An 18,568-nucleotide genomic window follows, 5' to 3' on the forward strand; every position below is an offset into this window, starting at 1 on the left:
TCGCGCGGCATTTACCGCAGTTGCATGGTTCCCGGGTTTGAACTGGCCCTGGCGGTGGTCTGCGATGCCAGCATATTCGTTGGTGCCTTGGCGAGGGCCATGGAAGATCTGGAGGATTGAAACACGCTGATGGCTTGCACCAGTTCTAGTGCTTGCTGCTGGAGCGTGTGCACCATGCCTCTCATCTCGTCGGCGAGTGCGGCGTTTTGCTGCGTGGTCTGTTCCATATTCGAAATGGCTTCCCCGATTTGCGCGACGCCGGTGTTTTGCTCGGCGCTGGCCACGCTGATTTCGCCGATGATGCTCGTCACGCGGCGAATGGCCTCGACCATTTCGTTCATGGTGGCGCCGGTGCGGTCCACCTGCACCGTGCCTTGTTCGACACGTTGAACGCTGTCCGTGATCAGTGCCTTGATCTCCTTGGCGGCCTCCGCGCTGCGACCAGCCAAGGCACGCACCTCGCTCGCCACAACGGCGAAGCCACGACCTTGTTCGCCAGCACGGGCGGCTTCCACGGCGGCGTTCAAGGCCAGGATATTGGTCTGAAAGGCGATGCCATCGATCACGGCGATGATGTCGGCGATCTTCTTGGAGCTGCCACTGATGCCTTGCATCGTGTCCACGGCCTGGGTGACCACGCTGCCACCTTGTGTCGCGATTGAGGACGTTCCTTGTGCGAGTTGGTTGGCTTGATGGGCGTTGGTCGCGTTCTGCTGCACGGCACCGCTCAGCTCCTCCATGGAGGCCGCGGTCTCTTCCAGTGTGCTGGCCTGACTCTCGCTTCGAGATGCGAGGTTCGAGGTGCTGTGAGCGAGGTCCCGGCTGGCTTGTTCCATGCCGGCCGCAGCGCGTTGCACGGCTTGCATGGCGGCGTACATGCGGCCCAGCACGTTTTGGAGCACGCTGGCTAAGGGCGTTCGCACGGTCACGGTCTGCGCGAGATCCAAGGCGATTCCATCCGGTGTATCGACGACCGTCACCAGATCGCGCATCTCTTCGCCCGCACGGGCAATCTGCCGGGTTTGGGTGACCAGGAGCACTTCGACCACTGTCTGCAGGACCACGTACACGGCATGAACCACGATGGTGGAGAAATTGGGCGCACCCAGGCAGTAAAAACCCAAGCCCGCAGCCTGCAGGCGGTCGAACAGAACGTGGTGAGTGGCAAAGAGTGCTGCCGCGAGCACAACGGGTTTCCAGTCCAGGTACACGAGCAACAGTGCGAGCGTGACGAAGACCCCGAAATGCAGCTCCAGCGTGCCGCGCGCCAGTTGGATGTGCAGCATCACGAAGCAACACAGAATCGCGGTCAACACCATCCGGGACAGCATCGTGGCTTTGGCCGAGGCATAGACCATCAGCGCCGGTGCCAGCAAGGTCAGGGACACGCCCCAGGCCAGGCCGGAGTCCACGAAACCGTGGCCGATCGCAATGGCGGCCACTGCCGCCACGGCGATGATCCCCAGGATGATGCGGTCGCCCAATAAGGCCTGAGCGTTGGCTGCTGCGCGTGGCATGGTGCTGGAGGACATGATGGTGATGGGCAAGATCCGTTAACAGATGGGGTGGACTGAATGTCCGGCCAGCGGAAAGGACGACGCGCCGCAAGAATGCAGCGTATGCCACACAGGGCAAATCAGAATAAATCCTGATAGTTGCTTCTTGCTCAGGATAGAGTTTTTCAATCGGCCCTGCAAGTATTGGCCAGAGCGGGTGATGGAGCCCGCAGCATCAGGGTAGGACGAGGTCTGGTGGCAATACGCTTGAGCAGCGTACTCAGAACAACACTCAGTCCTTGGGCGTGAAACTGATGATCAGTTCCGGTGGCACCTTGCCGTCGGTGTCCTTGGGCAGGATGGCCGTCTTGTCGATGGCGCGCAGCACAGCCTCGTCCCAGAGCCGATTGCCGCTGCTCTTGGTGAGCGTGCGACTGGTGATGGCGCCATCGGGCGAGGTGCTGACTCTCACTTCCGCGCTGATGTTGGTGTTGCTCAGGTTGTCGGGGAAGACGATGTTGGGTTTGATGCGCGCGCGGATGCGGCCGGCGTAAGTGGCCGATGGCCCCGCCGTGCGGGTGGCCTGGCCCGCGGCATTGGGCTGGGGCGTGGCCTCGGCCAAGCCCGCCATGCGGCGGATGTTTTCCTGGCGCATTTGAGCGCGCTGCTCGGCGTCCTCGCGTTCGCGGCGTTCGGCGTCGGCTTTGCGGCGCTTTTCCTCGGCCAGCTTGCGCTCGCGTTCCTTCTGTTCGCGCTCTTTCTGCTCGCGTTCCAGACGCGCCTTGCGTTCGGTCTCGGCCTTGCGCGCCTGCTCCTCACGTTCGCGCTCAAGGTTGATTTCGGCTTCGCGTTGCGCCTGGGCCTGCGCGCTCGGTGGGGGCGGGGGCGGCGGCTCTGCGGGTTCGGGTGTCGGCTCTGGCTCAGGGGCAGGGGGTGTGGGCGGGGCCGGTTCCGGCGGCGCGGGCTGGGCCTGGGGCGCCATTTCCTGCGGCACGGCGGCCCAGAGTTCGGCTTCGACGGCCAACGAAGTGTCACGCTTCCAGCCCACGCCCCAGGTCAGGGCGGCAATCAACAGCACATGCACCAGCAGGGCCAGGCCCAGGGCGCGTTTGTCGATGCCATCACGACGCGGGCCCCCGTCCCCCGGGCGGGCGGTGGGGGCAGGGCGCTGGCTTGGAAGGCGGAGGGAGCGTTCACGCGGGATCGGGGGTACGTAGGGATATCGAACTGAAGGGTCGTGACGGGTGGGGCGGCATCTCAGCGGGCGGTCTGCACCGACAGTCCCACGCGTTGCACGCCGGCGCGCTGCAAGACGTCCATGACCTTGACCACGGCCTCGTATTTCACGCTCTTGTCGGCGCTGATGACGACGGCGCTGCCACCGCCGGTCGCGCCGGCATCCTCGGGAGCCGCGCGCTGCGCGTTCAGCACATTCGCGGCCAGTTCGTCCAGCCGCACGGTGCGGGTGTCGTCGCGGATGCGCAGGCGCAGGGATTCGTCCTTGTTGACGATGACCTCGATGACCTGGGTGGGCGAAGGCGAGGCCTTGCTCACGCTGGGCAGCGCAACCACGCTGGGTGTGATGAGGGGAGCCGTCACCATGAAGATGATGAGCAGCACCAGCATCACGTCGATGAAGGGCACCATGTTGATTTCATTGATGGTGCGTCGTCCGCGTCCGCGGTGGGCTACGCCAGGCATGGTCGATGTCCTTCCTGCGGGTCAGCGCGGCTGCGCCGTGGTCTGCTGGCCGCTGATGTTGCGCTGCAGGATGTTGGAGAACTCTTCGATGAAGGTTTCCACCGCGTTGGCCACGCGATCGATGTCGCGCGCGAAGCGGTTGTAGGCGATCACGGCGGGGATGGCGGCGAACAGGCCGATGGCCGTGGCCACCAGGGCTTCGGCGATGCCGGGCGCCACGGTGGCCAGCGTCACCTGTTGCATGGAGGCCAGGCCGGTGAAGGCGTGCATGATGCCCCAGACCGTGCCGAACAAGCCGATGTAGGGCGAGACCGAACCCACCGTGGCGAGGAAAGACAGATTGCTTTCGACCGAGTCCATCTCGCGCTGCATGCCGGCGCGCATGGCCCGGCGCGCGCCATCGAGCAGGGCGGAGGTGTCGGTCACGCGGCGCTCGCGCAGTTTCTGGTACTCGCGCAGGCCGGCGACGAAGATGCGCTCCATGGGGCCGCTGTCGCTTTTCTGCGCGGCCTGGGCATACAGGGTGTTGAGGTTGGCGCCGGACCAGAAGTCCTGCTCGAACTTCTCGTTGCTGGCACGCACCTTCTTCAGGCCGAAGTACTTGCTGAAGATGGCGGCCCAGCTGGCGATGGAGCCGCACAGCAGGATCAACATGACGGCTTGCACGACCCAGCTGGCGTGCAGCACGAGTTGGATGATGGAGAAGTCTTGGCTCATGGTTTCAGGGGCTTCCTACGGTGTGTTTCCTCGCGGCGGCTCGGGCAGGGCCTGCAGCACGGCAACGGGCAGACGCGACGGGCGCAGCGTGTTCGCGTCGACCCAGGCGATGTGCACGTTCCCTTGGCAGAGCAATTGCGCTCCCAACGTCGCGGTCTGCGCAATTGTGAGGGATGCGCGGCTGCTTTCCACCAACTCGGCACTGACCGCAAGGACATCGTCCAGCCGCGCGGGGCGGTGGTAGCGGATGTCGGCCGCGCTCACGACGAACATGCCACCAGTCTGTTGCCGCAGCGCGCCTTGGTCGATGCCCAGCGAGCGCAGCCATTCAGTGCGCGCGCGCTCGAAGAATTTCAGGTAGTTGGCGTAGAAGACGATGCCGCCCGCGTCGGTGTCTTCCCAGTACACGCGCACGGGCCAGCTGAAGCGGGCTTGGGGCGTGGGTTCGCTCATCCCAGCAACTGGCGCAGGCGCGCCACGGCCTCCTGCAATTGGGGCAGGGCATTGGCGGTGGAGAAGCGGATGTAGCGGCCGGTGTCGGCCTGGCCGAAGTCGCGCCCCGGCGCCACGGCCAGGTGGGCGCGCTCCATCAGGGCGAAACTCAGGTCCCAGCTGTCCTTGACACCCAGCTTGCGGCAGGCTTGGGTGCAATCCGCCCAGGCGTAGAAAGCGCTGTCGGGCATCACCGGTACGGTCAAGCCCAGCGCGTTGAGTTCGGGGATGAAATAGTCGCGCCGAGCCTTGAACTCGGCGCGGCGGCGCTCGTACTCGGCCAGGCTCTCCGGCTCGAAGCAGGCCAGGGCCGCGTGCTGGGCGATGGTGCTGGGGCAGATGTAGAGGTTCTGCGCCAGCCGTTCCACCACGGGCACCAGCACCTGCGGCACCACCAGCCAGCCCAGTCGCCAGCCTGTCATGTTGAAGTATTTGCTGAAGCTGTTGATGGAAATGATGTTCTCGCCCAGGTCACTGCCGTCCGAACCCCGCAGGGCCAGCGCGCTCTGGCCGTAGCGTTCGTCGTGGCTCAGGCCCAGGTAGATCTCGTCCAGCAGCGTGATGCCGTCATGCTCCCGCACGACCTCGGCGATGCGGCGCAGTTCCGCCGGGTCGATGGAGGTGCCCGTGGGGTTGGAGGGGGAGGCCAGCAACACACCGCGCGTCTTGTGTGCCCCGCCGCGCGAGCCGTCGTTCCAATGTGCGCGCACCTGCTCGGCGCTGAGCTGGAAGCGCTCTGCCGGGCCGCTGGGGATGAGCGTGGCCACGCCGTCGGCAGCCTGCACGAACTGTCGATTGCAGGGGTAGCTCGGGTCGGGCATCAGGATTTCGTCACCCGCCTCGATCAGGGCCAGGCAGGCCAGCTGCAGCGCGGCCGAGGCCCCCGCCGTGACCACGATGCGCCCTGGCGCGATGGCCAAGCCGAAGCGTTGCGCGTACCAGTCGCTGATGCGCTCGCGCAGCGCGGGCAGGCCGGTGGCGTCGGTGTACTGGCTGCGGCCATCGCGGATGGCGCGTTCGGCGGCCTCGCGCACCCGCGGCGGCGCGGTGTAGTCCGGCTCACCGATGTTGAGGTAGATCATGGGCTCGCGCCCCGCCGCGGCGGTGCGGGCCAGGGCCGCAGCGGCCTTGGCCACCTCCATCACGTAAAAGGGCGCGATCTTGCGGGCGCGTTCGGCGATTCTCATGCGGGGCGGTTCAGCGGGGCTTTGCGGCAGCGGTGCTCAACGGGCCTTGCCCGAGGCCTTGTCCGCCGCGACCTCGGCCGCGCGCAGCGTGGGCGCCAGGCCATTGAGCACGGCGTTGACGTACTTGTGACCGTCCGTGCCGCCGAAGGACTTGGTCAGCTCGATGTATTCGTTCAAAACCACGCGCCAGGGCACATCCACGCAATGCTGGAATTCGTAGGCGCCCATCCACATGATGGCGCGCTCGATAGGCGATATCTCGGCCAGCTTGCGGTCCAGCAGGGGAAGGATGAGCTGGTCCAGTGCCTCGGCTTCGGTCACGCAGCCGTGCAGCAGGGCGTCGTAATGGGCGGCATCGGCCTTGTGGAAGCCGGTCAGGTCGCGCGTGAAGGCGTCGATGTCGGCGGTGGCGTTGCGGCCCACCAAGTGCTGGTAGAGCGCCTGCAGGGCGAACTCGCGCGAACGGCTACGGCCGGACAGGGCCCGGCCCGGCTTGTGCGCAGCCTTGCCCGGGGCCCGGCTTTCCGTGGCCTCCGTGTGCGTCGGGGCGTCGGCTTCGGTGCCGGTCGTGGGGGCGGGCTTGGCGTCGGGTTCGTTCATCAGATGTTGTTCAGCAGGTTGGCCATTTCCACGGCGGTGCGGGCCGCGTCGCGGCCTTTTTCGCTTTGGCGGGCGACGGCCTGGGCCATGTTCTCGACCGTGAGGATGGCATTGGCGATCGGGGTCTGGTAGTCCAGCGCGATGCGGGAGACACCCGCGCCGGATTCATTGGCCACCAGTTCGAAGTGGTAGGTCTCGCCGCGGATGATGCAGCCCAGGGCGATCAGTGCGTCGTAATGTGTCTTCTCGGCCAATCCCTGCAGGGCGCTGGGCACTTCCAGCGCGCCGGGCACCTGGAAATGGTCGATGTTGCGTTCCTGCACACCCAGCGCGAGCAGTTCGGCGCGGCAGGCGGCGGCCAGGGCGTCGGTCACGTCCTGGTTGAAGCGTGCTTGCACGATGCCGATGGCGAGGTCGCTGCCGTCGAGCCGCGCATCGCTGGCTTGCAGTTGTCCTTGGTTGGCGCTGAACATGGGGAGATTTCCTTCGAATGGGGGAATGGGTGGGGCGGTGAGGTGGGCCGCGAGGACTCAGGGCGAGATGTGCTCGACGATCTCCAGCCCATAACCGACCACGCTGGGCAGGCGACGGGACTGGCCCAGCAGCCGCATGCGCTGGACGCGGTGGTCGCGCAGGATCTGCGCACCGATGCCGTAGGTGCGCAGGTCCACCGTGGTGCGTGGCGCGACGGCGCTGCCATTGAACTGGGCCAGCAACTGACCGGCATCCTCGCCACAGTTGAGCAGCACCACGATGCCGCGGCCTTCGCGCGCGACGCGCGCCAGGCTGGCGTCCAGGCTCCAGGAATGGCGGGCGCGGCCCACTTCCAGCGCGTCCAGCAGCGACAGCGGTTCGTGCACGCGGGTCAGCACGGGCTCTTGCTCCGCCCGGCCGGGGTCGTCCAGGCCCAGGGTGAGCGCCAGGTGCAGGCTCTTGCTGGGTTTGTCGCGGTAGGCGTGGGCGGTGAATTCGCCGTAGGCGGTCGTGAGCGGGCGACTGGCGACTTTCTCGATCAGCGACTCGGTGCGGCTGCGGTACTCGATCAGGTCAGCGATGGTGCCGATCTTCAGGCCGTGCTCGGCCGCGAACAACTGCAGGTCGGGCAGGCGGGCCATGGTGCCATCGTCCTTCATCACCTCGCAGATCACGGAGGCGGGCGAGCAGCCCGCCATGGCGGCCAGATCGCAACCGGCCTCGGTATGGCCGGCGCGCATCAGCACGCCGCCATCCACCGCCTGCAGCGGGAAGATGTGGCCGGGTTGCACCAGGTCGTCGGGCTTGGCGTCGCGGGCCACCGCGACCTGGACGGTGCGCGCGCGGTCAGCGGCCGAAATGCCGGTGCTCACGCCCGTGGCCGCCTCGATGCTGACGGTGAAGGCCGTGCCGTGCTGGGCGCCGTTCCTGGCGGCCATGGGCGGCAGGCGCAGGTGCTCGCAGCGCTCGCGTGTCAGCGTCAGGCAGATCAAGCCCCGTGCGTGCCTGGCCATGAAGTTGATGGCCTCGGCCGTGATGTGGTCGGCGGCGATGACGATGTCGCCCTCGTTCTCGCGGTCTTCCTCGTCGACGAGGATGACCATGCGGCCAGCGCGCATCTCGGCCACGATGTCCTCGACGGGCGAGATGGGAACGGGCGATGGCTTGGTGTTCATGAGTTTGCTTTCAACATGCGCTCGACGTAGCGGGCGACGGTGTCGATTTCCAGGTTCACGCCCGAGCCGGCCTTGAGCAGGCCCAGGGAAGTGTTTTGCACGGTGTGCGGGATGAGGTTGATGCTGATTTCGCAGCCGCCGCCGGAGGCGGCGGGCTGGTCCACGACCTGGTTCACCGTCAGGCTCACGCCGTTGACCGTGATGGAGCCCTTGTAGGCCAGGTAGCGGGCCAGTTCCTGGGGAATGCGGATGCGCAGTTCCCAGCTTTCGCCGACCTGGGCGAAGTGGCTGACCGTGCCCACGCCGTCCACGTGGCCCGAGACGATGTGCCCGCCCAGGCGGTCGCCCGCGCGCAGGGCTTTTTCTAGGTTGACGGTCTGGCCCTCGGCCAGGCCCGTGGTCTTGGCCAGGGATTCGGCGGAGATGTCGATGGTGAACTGCCGGCGCGGTGCGTCCAGCGTCGTCACCGTCATGCAGGCGCCGTTGAGCGCGATGCTGTCGCCCAGGCCCACGTCGTCCAGATAGTCGGGAGGGGCGGTGTCGGGCGGGCAGGCGATAGTCAGGCGCTTGCCGTGCTGTAAAGAACTGCCGAGGTCGTGGCTGGCGACGATGCGCCCCACGCCGGTGATGATGCCGGTGAACATAGGGGCGCTATTTTCGCAGAATGCGGCCCCTCGGTCGGCCGCCTGGTGGTTTGGCCCTCTTCAGGGCCGGGCCGTGGAGCCCGACATCGGGTTTTCAGTGCGGTTTGCGCCCCGGAACGCGAGGCACTGCAGCGCGAAGCCCACGACGAAGACCAGCAGCCAGACCAGCAGCGCGGTCTGCACCACGGGGTCCTCCGGGCCGGTCGCCACCGGCTGCGCCACGGGCAGACGGCTCAGTGTTTCGTTGATGCCGGGCACCATCAGCAGGAAGAAGCTGAAGGAGAGTCCGAAGTTCTGCAGATGCGGGGCCAGGCGACCCAGGAAACGCAGCCGTGGCGCCAGCCAGGCGCCACCGAAGGCTGCCAGCAGTGCCAGCACGCCCAGCACATGGCCGGGGTTGATGCCCCCTTTGCTGGACAAACCGAAGGAGGTGAACACCGCCAGCGTCAAACCCCACAGGTAGACCTGGCCGGACGGTGCGGACGGGTCAATGCGACGGAAACGGACGAAGCCGTAGAGGCCCGCGACGACGGGGGCGAGGCTGATCAGGGTATGGGCGATGCCCAGGGTGGATAGGGGGTTCGGCATGGTGGTTCTCGGTCAGGATTTTAATCTACTAGTAGGTAGATATTGAGGGTCAAAGAAAGGCGGCAAAAGCCGCCGGGGAGGGGCCTGGCATCAGGCGGCTTGGGTGAGCTTGAGGATGGCCGGCTGCACGATGGTCGGGAAGGACATCGGGTCGTCCAGAGCGCGGGCCACCAGCATGGCGCCGTGCACCACGGCCATGAAGGCGCGCGCGGAAACAGTTGGACTGTTGAGCAGATGGAATTGGCCGCGCTCCGCGCCGCGCTGGAGTACGCCGGCCAGCCAGGTGTTTAGGTCTTGGAAATGCGCCTGAACCTCGGTGGCGACTTCGGGTGGGATGGTGGGCATTTCGGTCGCCAGCATGGCGCAAATGCAAAAGGAGTGTTCACCGCCGCGAATGCAGCCGGCCCAGTAGTCCGCATAGGCATTAAGTTCGGACAAGGGATCGTCGAACTGCGTTTCCAGCGTGGCTAGGCCGGCCTGGGCGTCCCGGCGATAGAGCCGGACCACGGTCTGCACCAACGTCGCCTTGCTGGGGAAATGGTGGTGGATGCTGGCCTTGCTGATGTTCACGCGCTGGGCCAGGTCGGCGTAGCTGAAGCTGTTATAGCCCCCGGCGACCAGCAGCGAGCGGGTCTGCGCGACGATTTCGGCGGCTTTGGGCGACAGTTCCGAGGACATGGGGTGGGCGGTGCGCAATTGATTGGGCCAAATCCTACTAGTTGGTAGGTTGCTTGTCAAGTCAACCGCCTGCGCCAGCCTGGAACCCTGTCGAACGGGCCAGACACCGGCCGCGCCCGGGGCCTGTCCACGGCCCTCAGACCTTGAGCGCCCCCCGGAACCCTCGCGCCGCGTAGTAGGACTGCGCGCCGTTGTGGTAAGTGAAGACGGTGTCGTAACGACGGTCGCAGAACAGGGCGCCTCCGAGTTGACGGATGCTGGCGGGTGTCTGCACCCAGCTGGAGGTTTTCAGGTCGAACTCACCCAGCGTCTGCAGCTCGCGATATTGCACTTCCGTCAGCAACTCGATGCCCATCGCGGCCGCCATGTCGACGGCGGTGTCCGCGGGCGGGGCATTGCCTTTGCGGGCTTCGAGCCCGGCGCGGTCAAAGCAGACGCTGCGTCGGCCCGTGGGGCTTTCGGCGGCGCAGTCGAAGAAGATGAACTCGCCCGTTTTCTTGTCGTGGCCCACCACGTCCGGCTCGCCCCCGGTCTGCTCCATCTCGGCGAGTGCCTTGAGTTTGTCGTCTTGGTTGTCCAGGCGTTCCTGCACGTCGGCCCAGGCCAGGCCGGGGTGGCGTTTCATGTGCCGCTCAAAACGGGTCTGGAGTGTCTTGAGCAGGGTGTTGCGCTGCGGCGTGGTCAGTGTGGGGGGCTTGGGCATGTTGGGCTGAGCTCTGGGCTCCTCGACGTGGAGTGAGGTGCAGCGTCAGGCCTAGGCCTGGGCGGCATCACTGGCTGGTGAGGCTGACGCGGGGGTAGGCGAAGGAGACGATGCGGCGTCAAGCTCGTCCCTGCGTTCCAGCCAGTGCAGCAGCCCGTCCAAGGCAGGGCACAGCGCCTGGCCCCAGTCGCTCAGCCGGTACTCCACCTTGGGCGGCACCTGGGCATGCACGGTGCGCGTCACGAGGCCGTCGGCCTCCAGTTGCCGCAACTGCTGGGCCAGCATCTTCTGTGAAATGCCGGTGATGCGTTTTTCCAGATCCGAATAACGTTGCACCTTGCCGTCGAACAGGTGGAAGAGGATGAGCAGCTTCCATCGCCCTTCGAGCAGTTGCAGCGCGATCTCCGCGTCGATGGCGGCGCTCATCGGCGTATGAACCTTGCGCGCGGCCTGGCGCGCGACCGTGCCGCTGGCGTGGGGCGGAGCTTTCATGGCGGTAGGGAGCTAACTTTGTCGTGCGTTCTTGTGGGTGGCGCAGTCTATGCAGAAAATTTCTGAACAGCAATTTTTTCCGGAAACCACCCATGACCCTCTCTGCCTTCGCACTACCCACGCTGCCCGCTCCGCTGGGCTTGTACTTCGAGATCAGCAATGGCGCCGATGACGCGCGGCTCGTCGATTGCTTCGCAGCCGATGCCGTCGTGCGCGACGAGAGCCAGACGCACCACGGGCCCAAGGCCATCCAAGGGTGGCTGCGCGAGGCCCGGCGCAAGTACCAGCATCATGTCGAGCCCCTGAGCCTGACGCGAGACGGCGCGCGTGTCACCGTGGCCGGCAAAGTCAGCGGCAATTTCCCCGGCAGCCCCCTCAAGCTGAACCATGTGTTCGACTTGCGGGACGACAAGATCCAGTCCCTGGAGATTCACGGATGATCGGTATGGACCTCGAGCTTGAAGGCCGGCGCGTTCTCGTCACTGCGGGCACCAGGGGCGCGGGCGCCGCCGTGGTGGCGCTCTTCCTGGCGCAGGGCGCGCGGGTGCTGACCGCGGCACGTGAGCGACCGGCGGACTTGGCGCCCGAGCGTTTCGTCGCGGCCGACCTCACGACACTCGACGGTTGCCAGGCGCTGGCCGAGGCTGTACAGCAGCGGCTGGGCGGCGTGGACGTGATCGTCCATGTGCTGGGTGGATCGTCCGCACCCGGCGGCGGTTACGCGGTGCTGGGGGAGGACGTGTGGCAGCGCGAGCTCAACCTCAATCTCCTGCCAGCAGTGCGTCTGGACCGGATGCTGCTGCCCGGCATGCTGGCGCGCAAAGACACGGAGGAAAAGGGCGTGATCATTCATGTCACCTCCATCCAGCGTGAACTGCCCTTGCCGGAATCGACCACGGCCTACGCGGCGGCCAAGGCCGCGCTCTCGACCTACAGCAAGAGCCTGTCCAAGGAGGTCACGCCCCAGGGCGTGCGGGTGCTGCGTGTCGCGCCGGGCTGGATCGAGACCGAGGCCTCCGTGGCCCTGGCCGAGCGACTCGCGCACCAGGCGGGCACCGACTATGACGGCGGCAAGCAGATCATCATGAAGGCGCTGGGCGGCATTCCGCTGGGGCGACCGTCTCGCCCTGCCGAGGTGGCGAACCTGATCGCCTTCCTGGCCTCGCCGCGTGCCGCGACCATCACCGGCACCGAAATCGTGATCGACGGCGGAACTATTCCAACCGCGTGACACCGTTCACCGCGAAGTTCGGCGAGGCGGAGCGCCTGCACGTACCAGATACCCGAGACACAAGGACTCCAACTGCCCTGGCAAGGTCCGCGTCAATTTCGCCGGCGCAGTGCCCTCCATCACCGAGTGCATCGTTCCCGTCATCGCCGCGCTGAACATGTACGTTACCGTGGGCAGGTCATCGAACCGGACGTCCGTCGCCGTCGCCAGCATGGCTGCCAGCGCACTTCGACCGCGCTGTTGCGCCTGCGCGATCAACGGCCGGCAATCCAGCTCTCCCGCAACCGCATACAGCGCGCGCCCTTCCTCCATATCGGCCGTCTTCGCTTTCACGAAGGCGCGCACGACGACGGCCGCCATCTTCGCCAGCGGTTCACCGTGCGCCGATGCTGCCGCTTCTTCCAAGGCGGTTCCGATACGTCCCAGGTGCCGCTCCAGCACCGCATACAGCAGCGCCTGTTTGTGCGGGTAGTACTGATACAGCGTGCCGACCGACGCCCCGGCCCGTTCCGCGACCCGGATGGTCGTCAGTTTCCGCAGTCCATCGGCCAGCAAGACCTGAATAGTGGCGTCGAAGATCGCGTCCACGGTGGCTTGCGAACGCGCTTGACGCGGCTGTTTCCGGGGCTTCAGGGACGTTTCGGGGCGGGCGTTCATATGCGAATTTACAAGCTGAATAATGATTCATATTATTGCGGATCTTGATGCACAACATCATCTTCGCTTCAACAGATTCAGGAGTTTCCCAATGACAGCTGCCTCTCGCGCGGGCGCCTTCAAACTCGGCAGCCTCGCGGTCAATCGCATGGGATACGGCGCCATGCAACTGGCCGGTCCTCACGTGTTCGGCCCGCCCAAGGACCGCGCCGCGGCGGTGGCCGTGTTGCGCGCGGCCATCGAAAGCGGTGTCAACCATCTGGACACCAGCGATTTTTATGGCCCCCACGTGACCAACCAGATCATTCGTGAGGCCCTGCATCCCTACCGCGATGACTTGGTCATCGTCACCAAAGTGGGCGCGAAGCGCGGCGAGGACGCCGGATGGCTCCCAGCCACATCGCCCCAAGAGCTGCAGTCTGCCGTTCACGACAATCTGCGCAATCTCGGCCTGGACGTGATGGACGTGGTCAACCTGCGGCTGATGTTCAACCCGATGGGTCCCGCCGAAGGTGACGTCGAACCACTGCTGGCGCCGCTGGTCATGCTGCGGGACCAAGGCCTGATTCGCCATATCGGCCTGAGCAATGCCACGCCCGCGCAGGTAGCGCAGGCCAGGAGTCTGACGGACATCGTGTGCGTTCAGAACATGTACAACCTGGCACATCGCGAGAACGACGCGCTGGTGGACAGCCTGGCGCAGGCTGGCATTGCCTATGTGCCGTTCTTCCCGCTGGGTGGTTTCTCGCCGCTGCAATCGTCGATCCTGAACGATGTGGCGGCCCAGCACGAGGCGACGCCGATGCAGGTGGCGCTGGCGTGGCTGTTGCAACGTTCGCCCAACATCCTGCTGATTCCTGGAACGTCGTCGGTGAAGCACCTGAAGCAGAACATCGCCAGCGTCGGCCTGACGCTGGCTGCCGAGGCGATTCAGGCGCTGGATGGAATTGGGGTGACGAAACAGTAAGTCATCGACAGTCAGTCGTCGCTTGGGCCGGTGGGTCGTTTAAACCTTAGTGCGTGCCGATGCTCGATGACACTTTCCAGAGATCCACGCCGCCGTCGCGCGCATGCGGCTCGATCGCGGTCAGTTCTTCTTGGCTGAAGGCCAGGTTCTTCACGGCGTCCAGCGAGTCGTCCAACTGCTCCACGGTGCGGACGCCGATCAGCGCCGAGGTGACGCGTGCGTCGCGCAATGCCCACGCGATCGCCATCTGCGCCAGGGTCTGTCCGCGCCGGGCGGCGATGCCGTTGAGCGCCTGGATGTGCCGCAGGTTGTCCTCGCTCAGCATGCCCTGTTTCATCGAGCCGCCGCGAGTGGCGCGCGTGTCCTCGGGGACACCGTTGAGGTACTTGCTGGTCAGCAGGCCCTGGGCCAGCGGCGAGAAGGCAATGCAGCCGACGCCGAGTTCCCCCAGCGTGTCGAGCAGGCCGCGCTCGATCGCGCGGTTGAGCATCGAGTAATTCGGCTGGTGGATCAAGAGCGGGACCTTCTCGGCGGCCAGGATCTTCGCGGCCTCGCGGGTGAGTTCGGGCGAGTACGAGGAAATGCCCACGTACAGCGCCTTGCCCTGCCGGTGCAACTGCACCAGCGCATGCATGGTTTCGTCCAGTGGCGTGTCCGGGTCCACGCGGTGCGAGTAAAAGATGTCCACGTAGTCCAGCCCCATGCGCTTGAGACTCTGATCGCAGCTGGCAATGAGGTGTTTGCGTGTGCCGGTCGGGCCGCCGTAAGGCCCGGGCCACATGCCCCAGCCGGCCTTGGTCGAGATGATCAGCTCATCGCGATGCGGTGCGAAGTCCGCGGCGAGCCAGCGACCGAAGTTCTCTTCCGCCGATCCGGCGGGCGGGCCATAGTTGTTCGCGAGATCGAAATGGGTCACGCCGCGGTCGAAGGCCCGGCGCAGGACGGCGCGCCCGGTCTCGAAGCGATCGACGCCGCCGAAGTTTTGCCACAGGCCCAGCGAAACGGCGGGCAGCACCAGGCCGCTGCGGCCCACGCGGCGGTAAGTCATGCGGCCGTCGTAACGGGAAGGATCGGCAACAAAAGTCATGAAGGGTTCCTTGCGCAAACGGGGGCGGGTAGGACGAGAGGGTGATGGTAGCGGCAGGAGTGCGCCCGTGAAGAGGACGGGGACTTTCAGAACCGGTCGCGTCCCGGCAGACGGGCCAGTACACGCAGGTCGGCACCGACCATGACGGTTTCCCGGTAGTCCAGCGTGACGGCGTCGGCCAGCGTGGTCAAGGGCCCGATACGGGCCATGCCCCTTCCTGTGCCCAGCAGCTTGGGTGCGAGGTAGACCAGCAGTTCATCCACCAAGCCCTCGCGCAGCAAGGAGCCGTTGAGTTGGTGACCGGCCTCCACATGCAACTCATTGACTTCGCGTTGCATGGCCAGATCGCGCAGCAAGGCGGCGAGGTCCACCTTGCCTTGTTCATTGGGCAGGTGGACGATGGTGGCGCCACGCGCTTCCAGGGCCGCCTGTCGCTCGGCGTCGGCCACGGCGCCGTAGATCAGCAGCGGCTGGGCTTCGCGGCCTGGGGCCGTGTCGCGCCGGGGTTCGAACAGGGCGGCATCGGGTGGCGTCTCCAGCCGGCTGTCGACCACCACCAGGCGGGGCTGGCGGGGCGTGTCGATCAGGCGGACGTCCAGGCGTGGGTTGTCCTCGCGCACGGTGCCCATGCCGGTCAGGAGAGCGCAGGCGCGCGCGCGCCAAGCGTGGCCGTCGGCCCGGGCCTCGGGGCTGGTGATCCACTGGCTGACGCCGTTGGCCAAGGCCGTCTGGCCATCCAGCGAGGCGGCGATCTTCACGCGCACCCAGGGCCGGCCGCGCACCATGCGGCTGAAGAAACCGAGGTTGAGCTCGCGCGATGCGGCCGCGCCCGGGCCGATTTCCACCACCACGCCGGCCGCCCGCAGGCGCGCGAAACCCTGGCCCGCGACCCGGGGGTTCGGGTCTTCGAGCGAGGCAACGACGCGGGCGATGCCGGCCGCCGCCAGCGCTTCACAGCAGGGGCCGGTGCGGCCTTGGTGGGCGCAGGGCTCCAGCGTGACGTAGGCGGTGGCGCCGCGCACGTCCTGGCCGCGCGCCTGCGCGTCGCGCAGCGCCATCACCTCCGCATGCGGTCCGCCCGCGCGCTGGGTGTGGCCCTCGCCGAGCAGCTGGCCATCGGCAGTCACGATGACGCAGCCCACGCGCGGGTTGGGCGAGGTGAGGAATAGGCCCTGTTCGGCCAAGGCGAGCGCGCGTTGCATGGGGGCGGGCAAGGTCATGTGCCGAGTCTAAGGCCGGGGCCGGAGCACGCCGACCCGAACCCTTCGGGGTGGACGGCAGGCCGGTCGGAGGGCGTCACCCGCGCGACGGAGGTGGCGCGGCGCGCGGATGCGCATCGCCAGAATCCGGCGTTTGTCCCCCTGCAGCGGCTTACGGGCACAGGGTAGGGCGGCTAGTCTGCCGCCATGCCCACCCATCGCCGGACCTGTCCTCCTCGCGGCCTCCTCCGCCGTGGTCGCGTCAGGGGCTTTGCCCTGATGGAGCTGATGCTGGTCCTGGCGATCGCCGCCGTGCTGGCCACGCTGGCAACGCCGAACTATCAGCGCTTCCTGCTCCAGCGCGGCGTGCAGGCGGCCGTGGACGCCCTGGTCGGGGACTTGCGCTACGCGCGCTCCGAGGCCTTGATGCGTTCCGCCCGGGTCAGTGTTTGCAGCTCGCGCGACGGAACGGACTGCCTGAGCACGCCGGACTGGGCGGCCGGCTGGATCGTCTTCGCCGACGCCGATGGGGACGGCGTGGTCGATGCGGTTGACCGTGTGCTGCGGGTGCAGACGGCCTCGCCCTACCTGGCTTCCCTCAGTACCTCGGCCGTGCGGGCCGCCGTGATCTACGAAGCCACCGGCTGGGCCCGCGCGGCTGGCCGCACCTTCACCTTCACGCCGCTGTCCTCGGTCGCCGGCGCGGGGGTGCGCATTGTCTGCGTGTCCAACCAGGGCCGCGCGGGGGCGCGTCCCCAGGGCATCTTGAAATGCAGCTGAAGCACCTTCCTCCGCGCACTGCGTCACGACGAGGTGACTGCGGCTGTAGGTCCGAGCGCGCATCCGTCCACGCATCGAGGCAGTCACCGGCGAGCGGTGACCAGCCGCTCCAACCGCGCCAGGGCCAATGCGGCGCGACCCTGGTGGAGGTGCTGGTGGCCGTGGCCTTGCTGTCCTTCGCGCTGTACGCCCTGGTCGCCGCGCATGCCGCCGCCTTGCGCTACAGCCAGATGAGCCACTACCGTGCCACCGCAGTGCTGCTCGCGGCCGACCTGGGTGAGCGCATGCGCGCCAACCTGGGCGAGATGAGCGAGGCGCCGGTGGAGGGCGAAGGCGGTGCAGGGGTGGCGCCCCTGTTGGGGGGTGGTTTCTGGGCCGGGGATTACGACTACACCCTGGATTTCCAGCGCCAGCAAACGGCGGTGGACAACCCTTCTGAACCCTGCACCACCGTTGCAAGCCGTTGTACGGCGGCGCAAATTGCCGCCGTCGACCTCGCGCAATGGCGCCAGACCGTGCGGCGTCTTTTGCCCGCGGGCGCCGTGTACACGCAGCGCGACGCGGCGCGGGCGCTCATGGACCTGTGGGTCGCCTGGCGGGAATCGGCCCGCTCGACATCCGGCGTATCGGACGCATCCGATGCCATGCTGGCTCCACCGGGTGAATGCCCGGAGGGGCTGGGCACCGGCGAGGACGGGGGCATACGCTGCGTCCATCTGCGAATCGGTCTGTGATGAGGAGCTGTCGCGTGCTTGATCCAGTTTCCGCCGATCTCGTGGACAGGGTGGAGAGATGCCAGGCGCGCGCGCACGACAGCGAACGCGGTTTCACGCTGCTGGAGCTGATGGTCGCGCTGACCATGGGCATGGTGGTGGTTGGCGCTGGCCTGGCCGGTTATGTGGCGACCGGCCGCACTGGACGTCTGCAGGCCACGCTGGTTGACATGAACGAAAGCGCCCAGATTGGCTTGACCTTGCTGGCGCGCGAGCTGCAGCAGGCTGGCTACGGCCGACCGTTCGGCCTGCGTGCCGTGCCGCCGGGCGAAGCATCGGCCACCCTGGCGCGCACCGTGATGGATCGTCCTATCTTTGGTTGTGCTCACGGACTGAAGGACAACAGCCACCGCAATCAGACCTCGCCCTGGGACGCGTCTGTCTGCGCACCGGTCGTGGGCCCGCGAGACGACGTGATCGAAGTCAGCTACGAAGCCGACCTGTTCAACAGCTCACCGACCTCCGGCGGCCTGCCCTCGGACTGCCTGGGGAGCGGCTTGACTGCCAGTGCCGTGACCCTCGACGAGAGCACGGGCCTGAGCTTGAGTTACTACCTCACGCGCAACCGTTATTACCTGTCCGTGGGCAGCTCGGGCCGATCCGAGCTGTACTGCGCGAGCGCCCAGGGCGCGCCAGGCCAGCCTCTGGTGGACAACGTCGAGGGTCTGCGGCTCTGGTATGGCGAGGCCGACGCCGCCGAGCCCCGGCGCGTGGTGCGTTATGTCGGCGCTGAGGCCGTGAGCGACTGGAACCACGTGCTCAGCGTGCGCTTGTGCCTGCTCATGCGGGGTGGCGAGGCTGTGTTGGGCGAGGACGATGCCTTGGACTACCAGGATTGCGACGGCGCACCGGCCCGCGCCGACGATCGACATCCCCGTCGGGCCTATTTCTCGACCGCGGCCTTGCGCGGGCGCATGGCATGGTGAG

23 protein-coding genes are annotated in these 18,568 nt (G+C 66.7%); 6 read left to right on the top strand and 17 right to left on the bottom strand.

The window, feature by feature from the left end:
* Positions 1–11 precede the first annotated feature (11 nt).
* The 14 genes from DW355_RS18380 to DW355_RS09920 form a co-directional block, all read right to left on the bottom strand.
* Entirely contained in the window at positions 12–1,532 is a 1,521-nt protein-coding gene (locus DW355_RS18380) for a methyl-accepting chemotaxis protein (RefSeq protein WP_131279700.1), read from the bottom strand.
* Between the two features lie 256 nt (positions 1,533–1,788).
* Positions 1,789–2,574 carry a cell envelope integrity protein TolA gene (gene tolA, locus DW355_RS09860; RefSeq protein WP_242671102.1) on the bottom strand — a complete coding sequence of 262 codons (786 nt, stop codon included), beginning with the start codon at positions 2,572–2,574 and terminating at the stop codon, positions 1,789–1,791.
* 179 nt (positions 2,575–2,753) lie between these two features.
* Positions 2,754–3,197: an ExbD/TolR family protein gene (locus tag DW355_RS09865; protein WP_131279704.1), complete on the bottom strand. Its 444-nt coding sequence runs from the start codon at positions 3,195–3,197 to the stop codon at positions 2,754–2,756.
* Between the two features lie 21 nt (positions 3,198–3,218).
* Entirely contained in the window at positions 3,219–3,914 is a 696-nt protein-coding gene (tolQ, locus tag DW355_RS09870) for a protein TolQ (protein WP_131279706.1), read from the bottom strand.
* A 15-nt stretch (positions 3,915–3,929) separates the two neighbouring features.
* Complete coding sequence (ybgC, locus tag DW355_RS09875; RefSeq protein WP_131279708.1) at positions 3,930–4,367, bottom strand: tol-pal system-associated acyl-CoA thioesterase; 438 nt, start codon at positions 4,365–4,367, stop codon at positions 3,930–3,932.
* Positions 4,364–5,593, bottom strand: a complete 1,230-nt coding sequence (locus DW355_RS09880) for a pyridoxal phosphate-dependent aminotransferase (protein ID WP_131279710.1) — start codon at positions 5,591–5,593, stop codon at positions 4,364–4,366. Before DW355_RS09880 ends, ybgC begins: the two co-directional genes overlap by 4 nt.
* A 36-nt stretch (positions 5,594–5,629) precedes the next feature.
* Entirely contained in the window at positions 5,630–6,193 is a 564-nt protein-coding gene (nusB, locus tag DW355_RS09885; RefSeq protein WP_131279712.1) for a transcription antitermination factor NusB, read from the bottom strand.
* Positions 6,193–6,666, bottom strand: coding sequence for a 6,7-dimethyl-8-ribityllumazine synthase (gene ribH / locus DW355_RS09890; RefSeq protein WP_131279714.1), 474 nt, complete (start codon positions 6,664–6,666; stop codon positions 6,193–6,195). The genes nusB and ribH overlap by 1 nt, the downstream gene beginning before the upstream one ends.
* A gap of 57 nt (positions 6,667–6,723) precedes the next feature.
* Complete coding sequence (gene ribBA / locus DW355_RS09895) at positions 6,724–7,842, bottom strand: bifunctional 3,4-dihydroxy-2-butanone-4-phosphate synthase/GTP cyclohydrolase II (RefSeq protein ID WP_131279716.1); 1,119 nt, start codon at positions 7,840–7,842, stop codon at positions 6,724–6,726.
* The gene (locus DW355_RS09900; protein ID WP_131279718.1) at positions 7,839–8,486 is read right to left on the bottom strand and encodes a riboflavin synthase; all 648 of its coding nucleotides are present in this window, start codon (positions 8,484–8,486) and stop codon (positions 7,839–7,841) included. Before DW355_RS09900 ends, ribBA begins: the two co-directional genes overlap by 4 nt.
* Positions 8,487–8,546: 60 nt before the next feature.
* A complete protein-coding gene (locus tag DW355_RS09905; protein ID WP_131279720.1) occupies positions 8,547–9,074 on the bottom strand; it encodes a hypothetical protein in 528 nt (175 codons plus the stop codon).
* A 90-nt stretch (positions 9,075–9,164) separates the two neighbouring features.
* On the bottom strand, positions 9,165–9,752 hold the full coding sequence (locus tag DW355_RS09910) for a TetR/AcrR family transcriptional regulator (protein ID WP_131279722.1): 588 nt from the start codon (positions 9,750–9,752) through the stop codon (positions 9,165–9,167).
* A gap of 136 nt (positions 9,753–9,888) precedes the next feature.
* Positions 9,889–10,455, bottom strand: coding sequence for a DUF4256 domain-containing protein (locus DW355_RS09915; RefSeq protein ID WP_131279724.1), 567 nt, complete (start codon positions 10,453–10,455; stop codon positions 9,889–9,891).
* A gap of 51 nt (positions 10,456–10,506) precedes the next feature.
* Positions 10,507–10,947: a winged helix-turn-helix transcriptional regulator gene (locus tag DW355_RS09920; protein WP_131279725.1), complete on the bottom strand. Its 441-nt coding sequence runs from the start codon at positions 10,945–10,947 to the stop codon at positions 10,507–10,509.
* A 92-nt stretch (positions 10,948–11,039) separates the two neighbouring features.
* Between DW355_RS09920 and DW355_RS09925 the strand changes: the two genes are divergently transcribed.
* Positions 11,040–11,387, top strand: coding sequence for a nuclear transport factor 2 family protein (locus DW355_RS09925; protein WP_131279727.1), 348 nt, complete (start codon positions 11,040–11,042; stop codon positions 11,385–11,387).
* Entirely contained in the window at positions 11,387–12,178 is a 792-nt protein-coding gene (locus DW355_RS09930; protein ID WP_131282587.1) for an SDR family oxidoreductase, read from the top strand. The genes DW355_RS09925 and DW355_RS09930 overlap by 1 nt, the downstream gene beginning before the upstream one ends.
* A gap of 6 nt (positions 12,179–12,184) precedes the next feature.
* On the opposite strand, the gene DW355_RS09935 is transcribed toward DW355_RS09930, so the two are convergent.
* On the bottom strand, positions 12,185–12,766 hold the full coding sequence (locus DW355_RS09935) for a TetR/AcrR family transcriptional regulator (RefSeq protein ID WP_242671103.1): 582 nt from the start codon (positions 12,764–12,766) through the stop codon (positions 12,185–12,187).
* A gap of 160 nt (positions 12,767–12,926) precedes the next feature.
* On the opposite strand from DW355_RS09935, the gene DW355_RS09940 reads away from it, so the two are divergent.
* Complete coding sequence (locus tag DW355_RS09940; protein WP_131279731.1) at positions 12,927–13,802, top strand: aldo/keto reductase family oxidoreductase; 876 nt, start codon at positions 12,927–12,929, stop codon at positions 13,800–13,802.
* A gap of 46 nt (positions 13,803–13,848) precedes the next feature.
* Here the strand turns inward: DW355_RS09940 and mgrA are convergent, their stop codons facing one another.
* Positions 13,849–14,889 (bottom strand): L-glyceraldehyde 3-phosphate reductase, encoded by a 1,041-nt coding sequence (mgrA, locus tag DW355_RS09945; RefSeq protein ID WP_131279733.1) that lies wholly within the window; start codon positions 14,887–14,889, stop codon positions 13,849–13,851.
* 86 nt (positions 14,890–14,975) lie between these two features.
* Positions 14,976–16,109: a bifunctional diaminohydroxyphosphoribosylaminopyrimidine deaminase/5-amino-6-(5-phosphoribosylamino)uracil reductase RibD gene (gene ribD / locus DW355_RS09950; protein ID WP_131279735.1), complete on the bottom strand. Its 1,134-nt coding sequence runs from the start codon at positions 16,107–16,109 to the stop codon at positions 14,976–14,978.
* A 186-nt stretch (positions 16,110–16,295) separates the two neighbouring features.
* On the opposite strand from ribD, the gene DW355_RS18385 reads away from it, so the two are divergent.
* From DW355_RS18385 to DW355_RS09965, 3 genes are read left to right on the top strand one after another with little or no spacing between them, the layout of a single operon-like run.
* Complete coding sequence (locus DW355_RS18385; protein WP_131279737.1) at positions 16,296–16,868, top strand: GspH/FimT family pseudopilin; 573 nt, start codon at positions 16,296–16,298, stop codon at positions 16,866–16,868.
* A complete protein-coding gene (locus tag DW355_RS09960) occupies positions 16,859–17,602 on the top strand; it encodes a prepilin-type N-terminal cleavage/methylation domain-containing protein (RefSeq protein WP_131279739.1) in 744 nt (247 codons plus the stop codon). Before DW355_RS18385 ends, DW355_RS09960 begins: the two co-directional genes overlap by 10 nt.
* A 14-nt stretch (positions 17,603–17,616) precedes the next feature.
* Positions 17,617–18,567 (top strand): PilW family protein, encoded by a 951-nt coding sequence (locus tag DW355_RS09965; protein WP_165493171.1) that lies wholly within the window; start codon positions 17,617–17,619, stop codon positions 18,565–18,567.
* Position 18,568 lies beyond the last annotated feature (1 nt).

The organism is Hylemonella gracilis (assembly GCF_004328645.1).
GTDB classification, from domain to species: Bacteria; Pseudomonadota; Gammaproteobacteria; order Burkholderiales; family Burkholderiaceae_C; genus Hylemonella; species Hylemonella gracilis_B.

Bases quoted from the DNA above. Each gene is read 5' to 3' on its own strand.
- DW355_RS09920 (WP_131279725.1), bottom strand. From the start codon at position 10,947: ATGAAAGCTCCGCCCCACGCCAGCGGCACGGTCGCGCGCCAGGCCGCG.
- DW355_RS09905 (WP_131279720.1), bottom strand. From the start codon at position 9,074: ATGCCGAACCCCCTATCCACCCTGGGCATCGCCCATACCCTGATCAGC.
- DW355_RS09880 (WP_131279710.1), bottom strand. From the start codon at position 5,593: ATGAGAATCGCCGAACGCGCCCGCAAGATCGCGCCCTTTTACGTGATG.
- DW355_RS09925 (WP_131279727.1), top strand. From the start codon at position 11,040: ATGACCCTCTCTGCCTTCGCACTACCCACGCTGCCCGCTCCGCTGGGC.
- ribBA (WP_131279716.1), bottom strand. From the start codon at position 7,842: ATGAACACCAAGCCATCGCCCGTTCCCATCTCGCCCGTCGAGGACATC.
- ybgC (WP_131279708.1), bottom strand. From the start codon at position 4,367: ATGAGCGAACCCACGCCCCAAGCCCGCTTCAGCTGGCCCGTGCGCGTG.
- DW355_RS09865 (WP_131279704.1), bottom strand. From the start codon at position 3,197: ATGCCTGGCGTAGCCCACCGCGGACGCGGACGACGCACCATCAATGAA.
- tolQ (WP_131279706.1), bottom strand. From the start codon at position 3,914: ATGAGCCAAGACTTCTCCATCATCCAACTCGTGCTGCACGCCAGCTGG.
- ribH (WP_131279714.1), bottom strand. From the start codon at position 6,666: ATGTTCAGCGCCAACCAAGGACAACTGCAAGCCAGCGATGCGCGGCTC.
- DW355_RS18380 (WP_131279700.1), bottom strand. From the start codon at position 1,532: ATGTCCTCCAGCACCATGCCACGCGCAGCAGCCAACGCTCAGGCCTTA.
- DW355_RS18385 (WP_131279737.1), top strand. From the start codon at position 16,296: ATGCCCACCCATCGCCGGACCTGTCCTCCTCGCGGCCTCCTCCGCCGT.
- ribD (WP_131279735.1), bottom strand. From the start codon at position 16,109: ATGACCTTGCCCGCCCCCATGCAACGCGCGCTCGCCTTGGCCGAACAG.
- DW355_RS09960 (WP_131279739.1), top strand. From the start codon at position 16,859: ATGCAGCTGAAGCACCTTCCTCCGCGCACTGCGTCACGACGAGGTGAC.
- nusB (WP_131279712.1), bottom strand. From the start codon at position 6,193: ATGAACGAACCCGACGCCAAGCCCGCCCCCACGACCGGCACCGAAGCC.
- DW355_RS09900 (WP_131279718.1), bottom strand. From the start codon at position 8,486: ATGTTCACCGGCATCATCACCGGCGTGGGGCGCATCGTCGCCAGCCAC.
- DW355_RS09940 (WP_131279731.1), top strand. From the start codon at position 12,927: ATGACAGCTGCCTCTCGCGCGGGCGCCTTCAAACTCGGCAGCCTCGCG.
- DW355_RS09915 (WP_131279724.1), bottom strand. From the start codon at position 10,455: ATGCCCAAGCCCCCCACACTGACCACGCCGCAGCGCAACACCCTGCTC.
- mgrA (WP_131279733.1), bottom strand. From the start codon at position 14,889: ATGACTTTTGTTGCCGATCCTTCCCGTTACGACGGCCGCATGACTTAC.
- DW355_RS09910 (WP_131279722.1), bottom strand. From the start codon at position 9,752: ATGTCCTCGGAACTGTCGCCCAAAGCCGCCGAAATCGTCGCGCAGACC.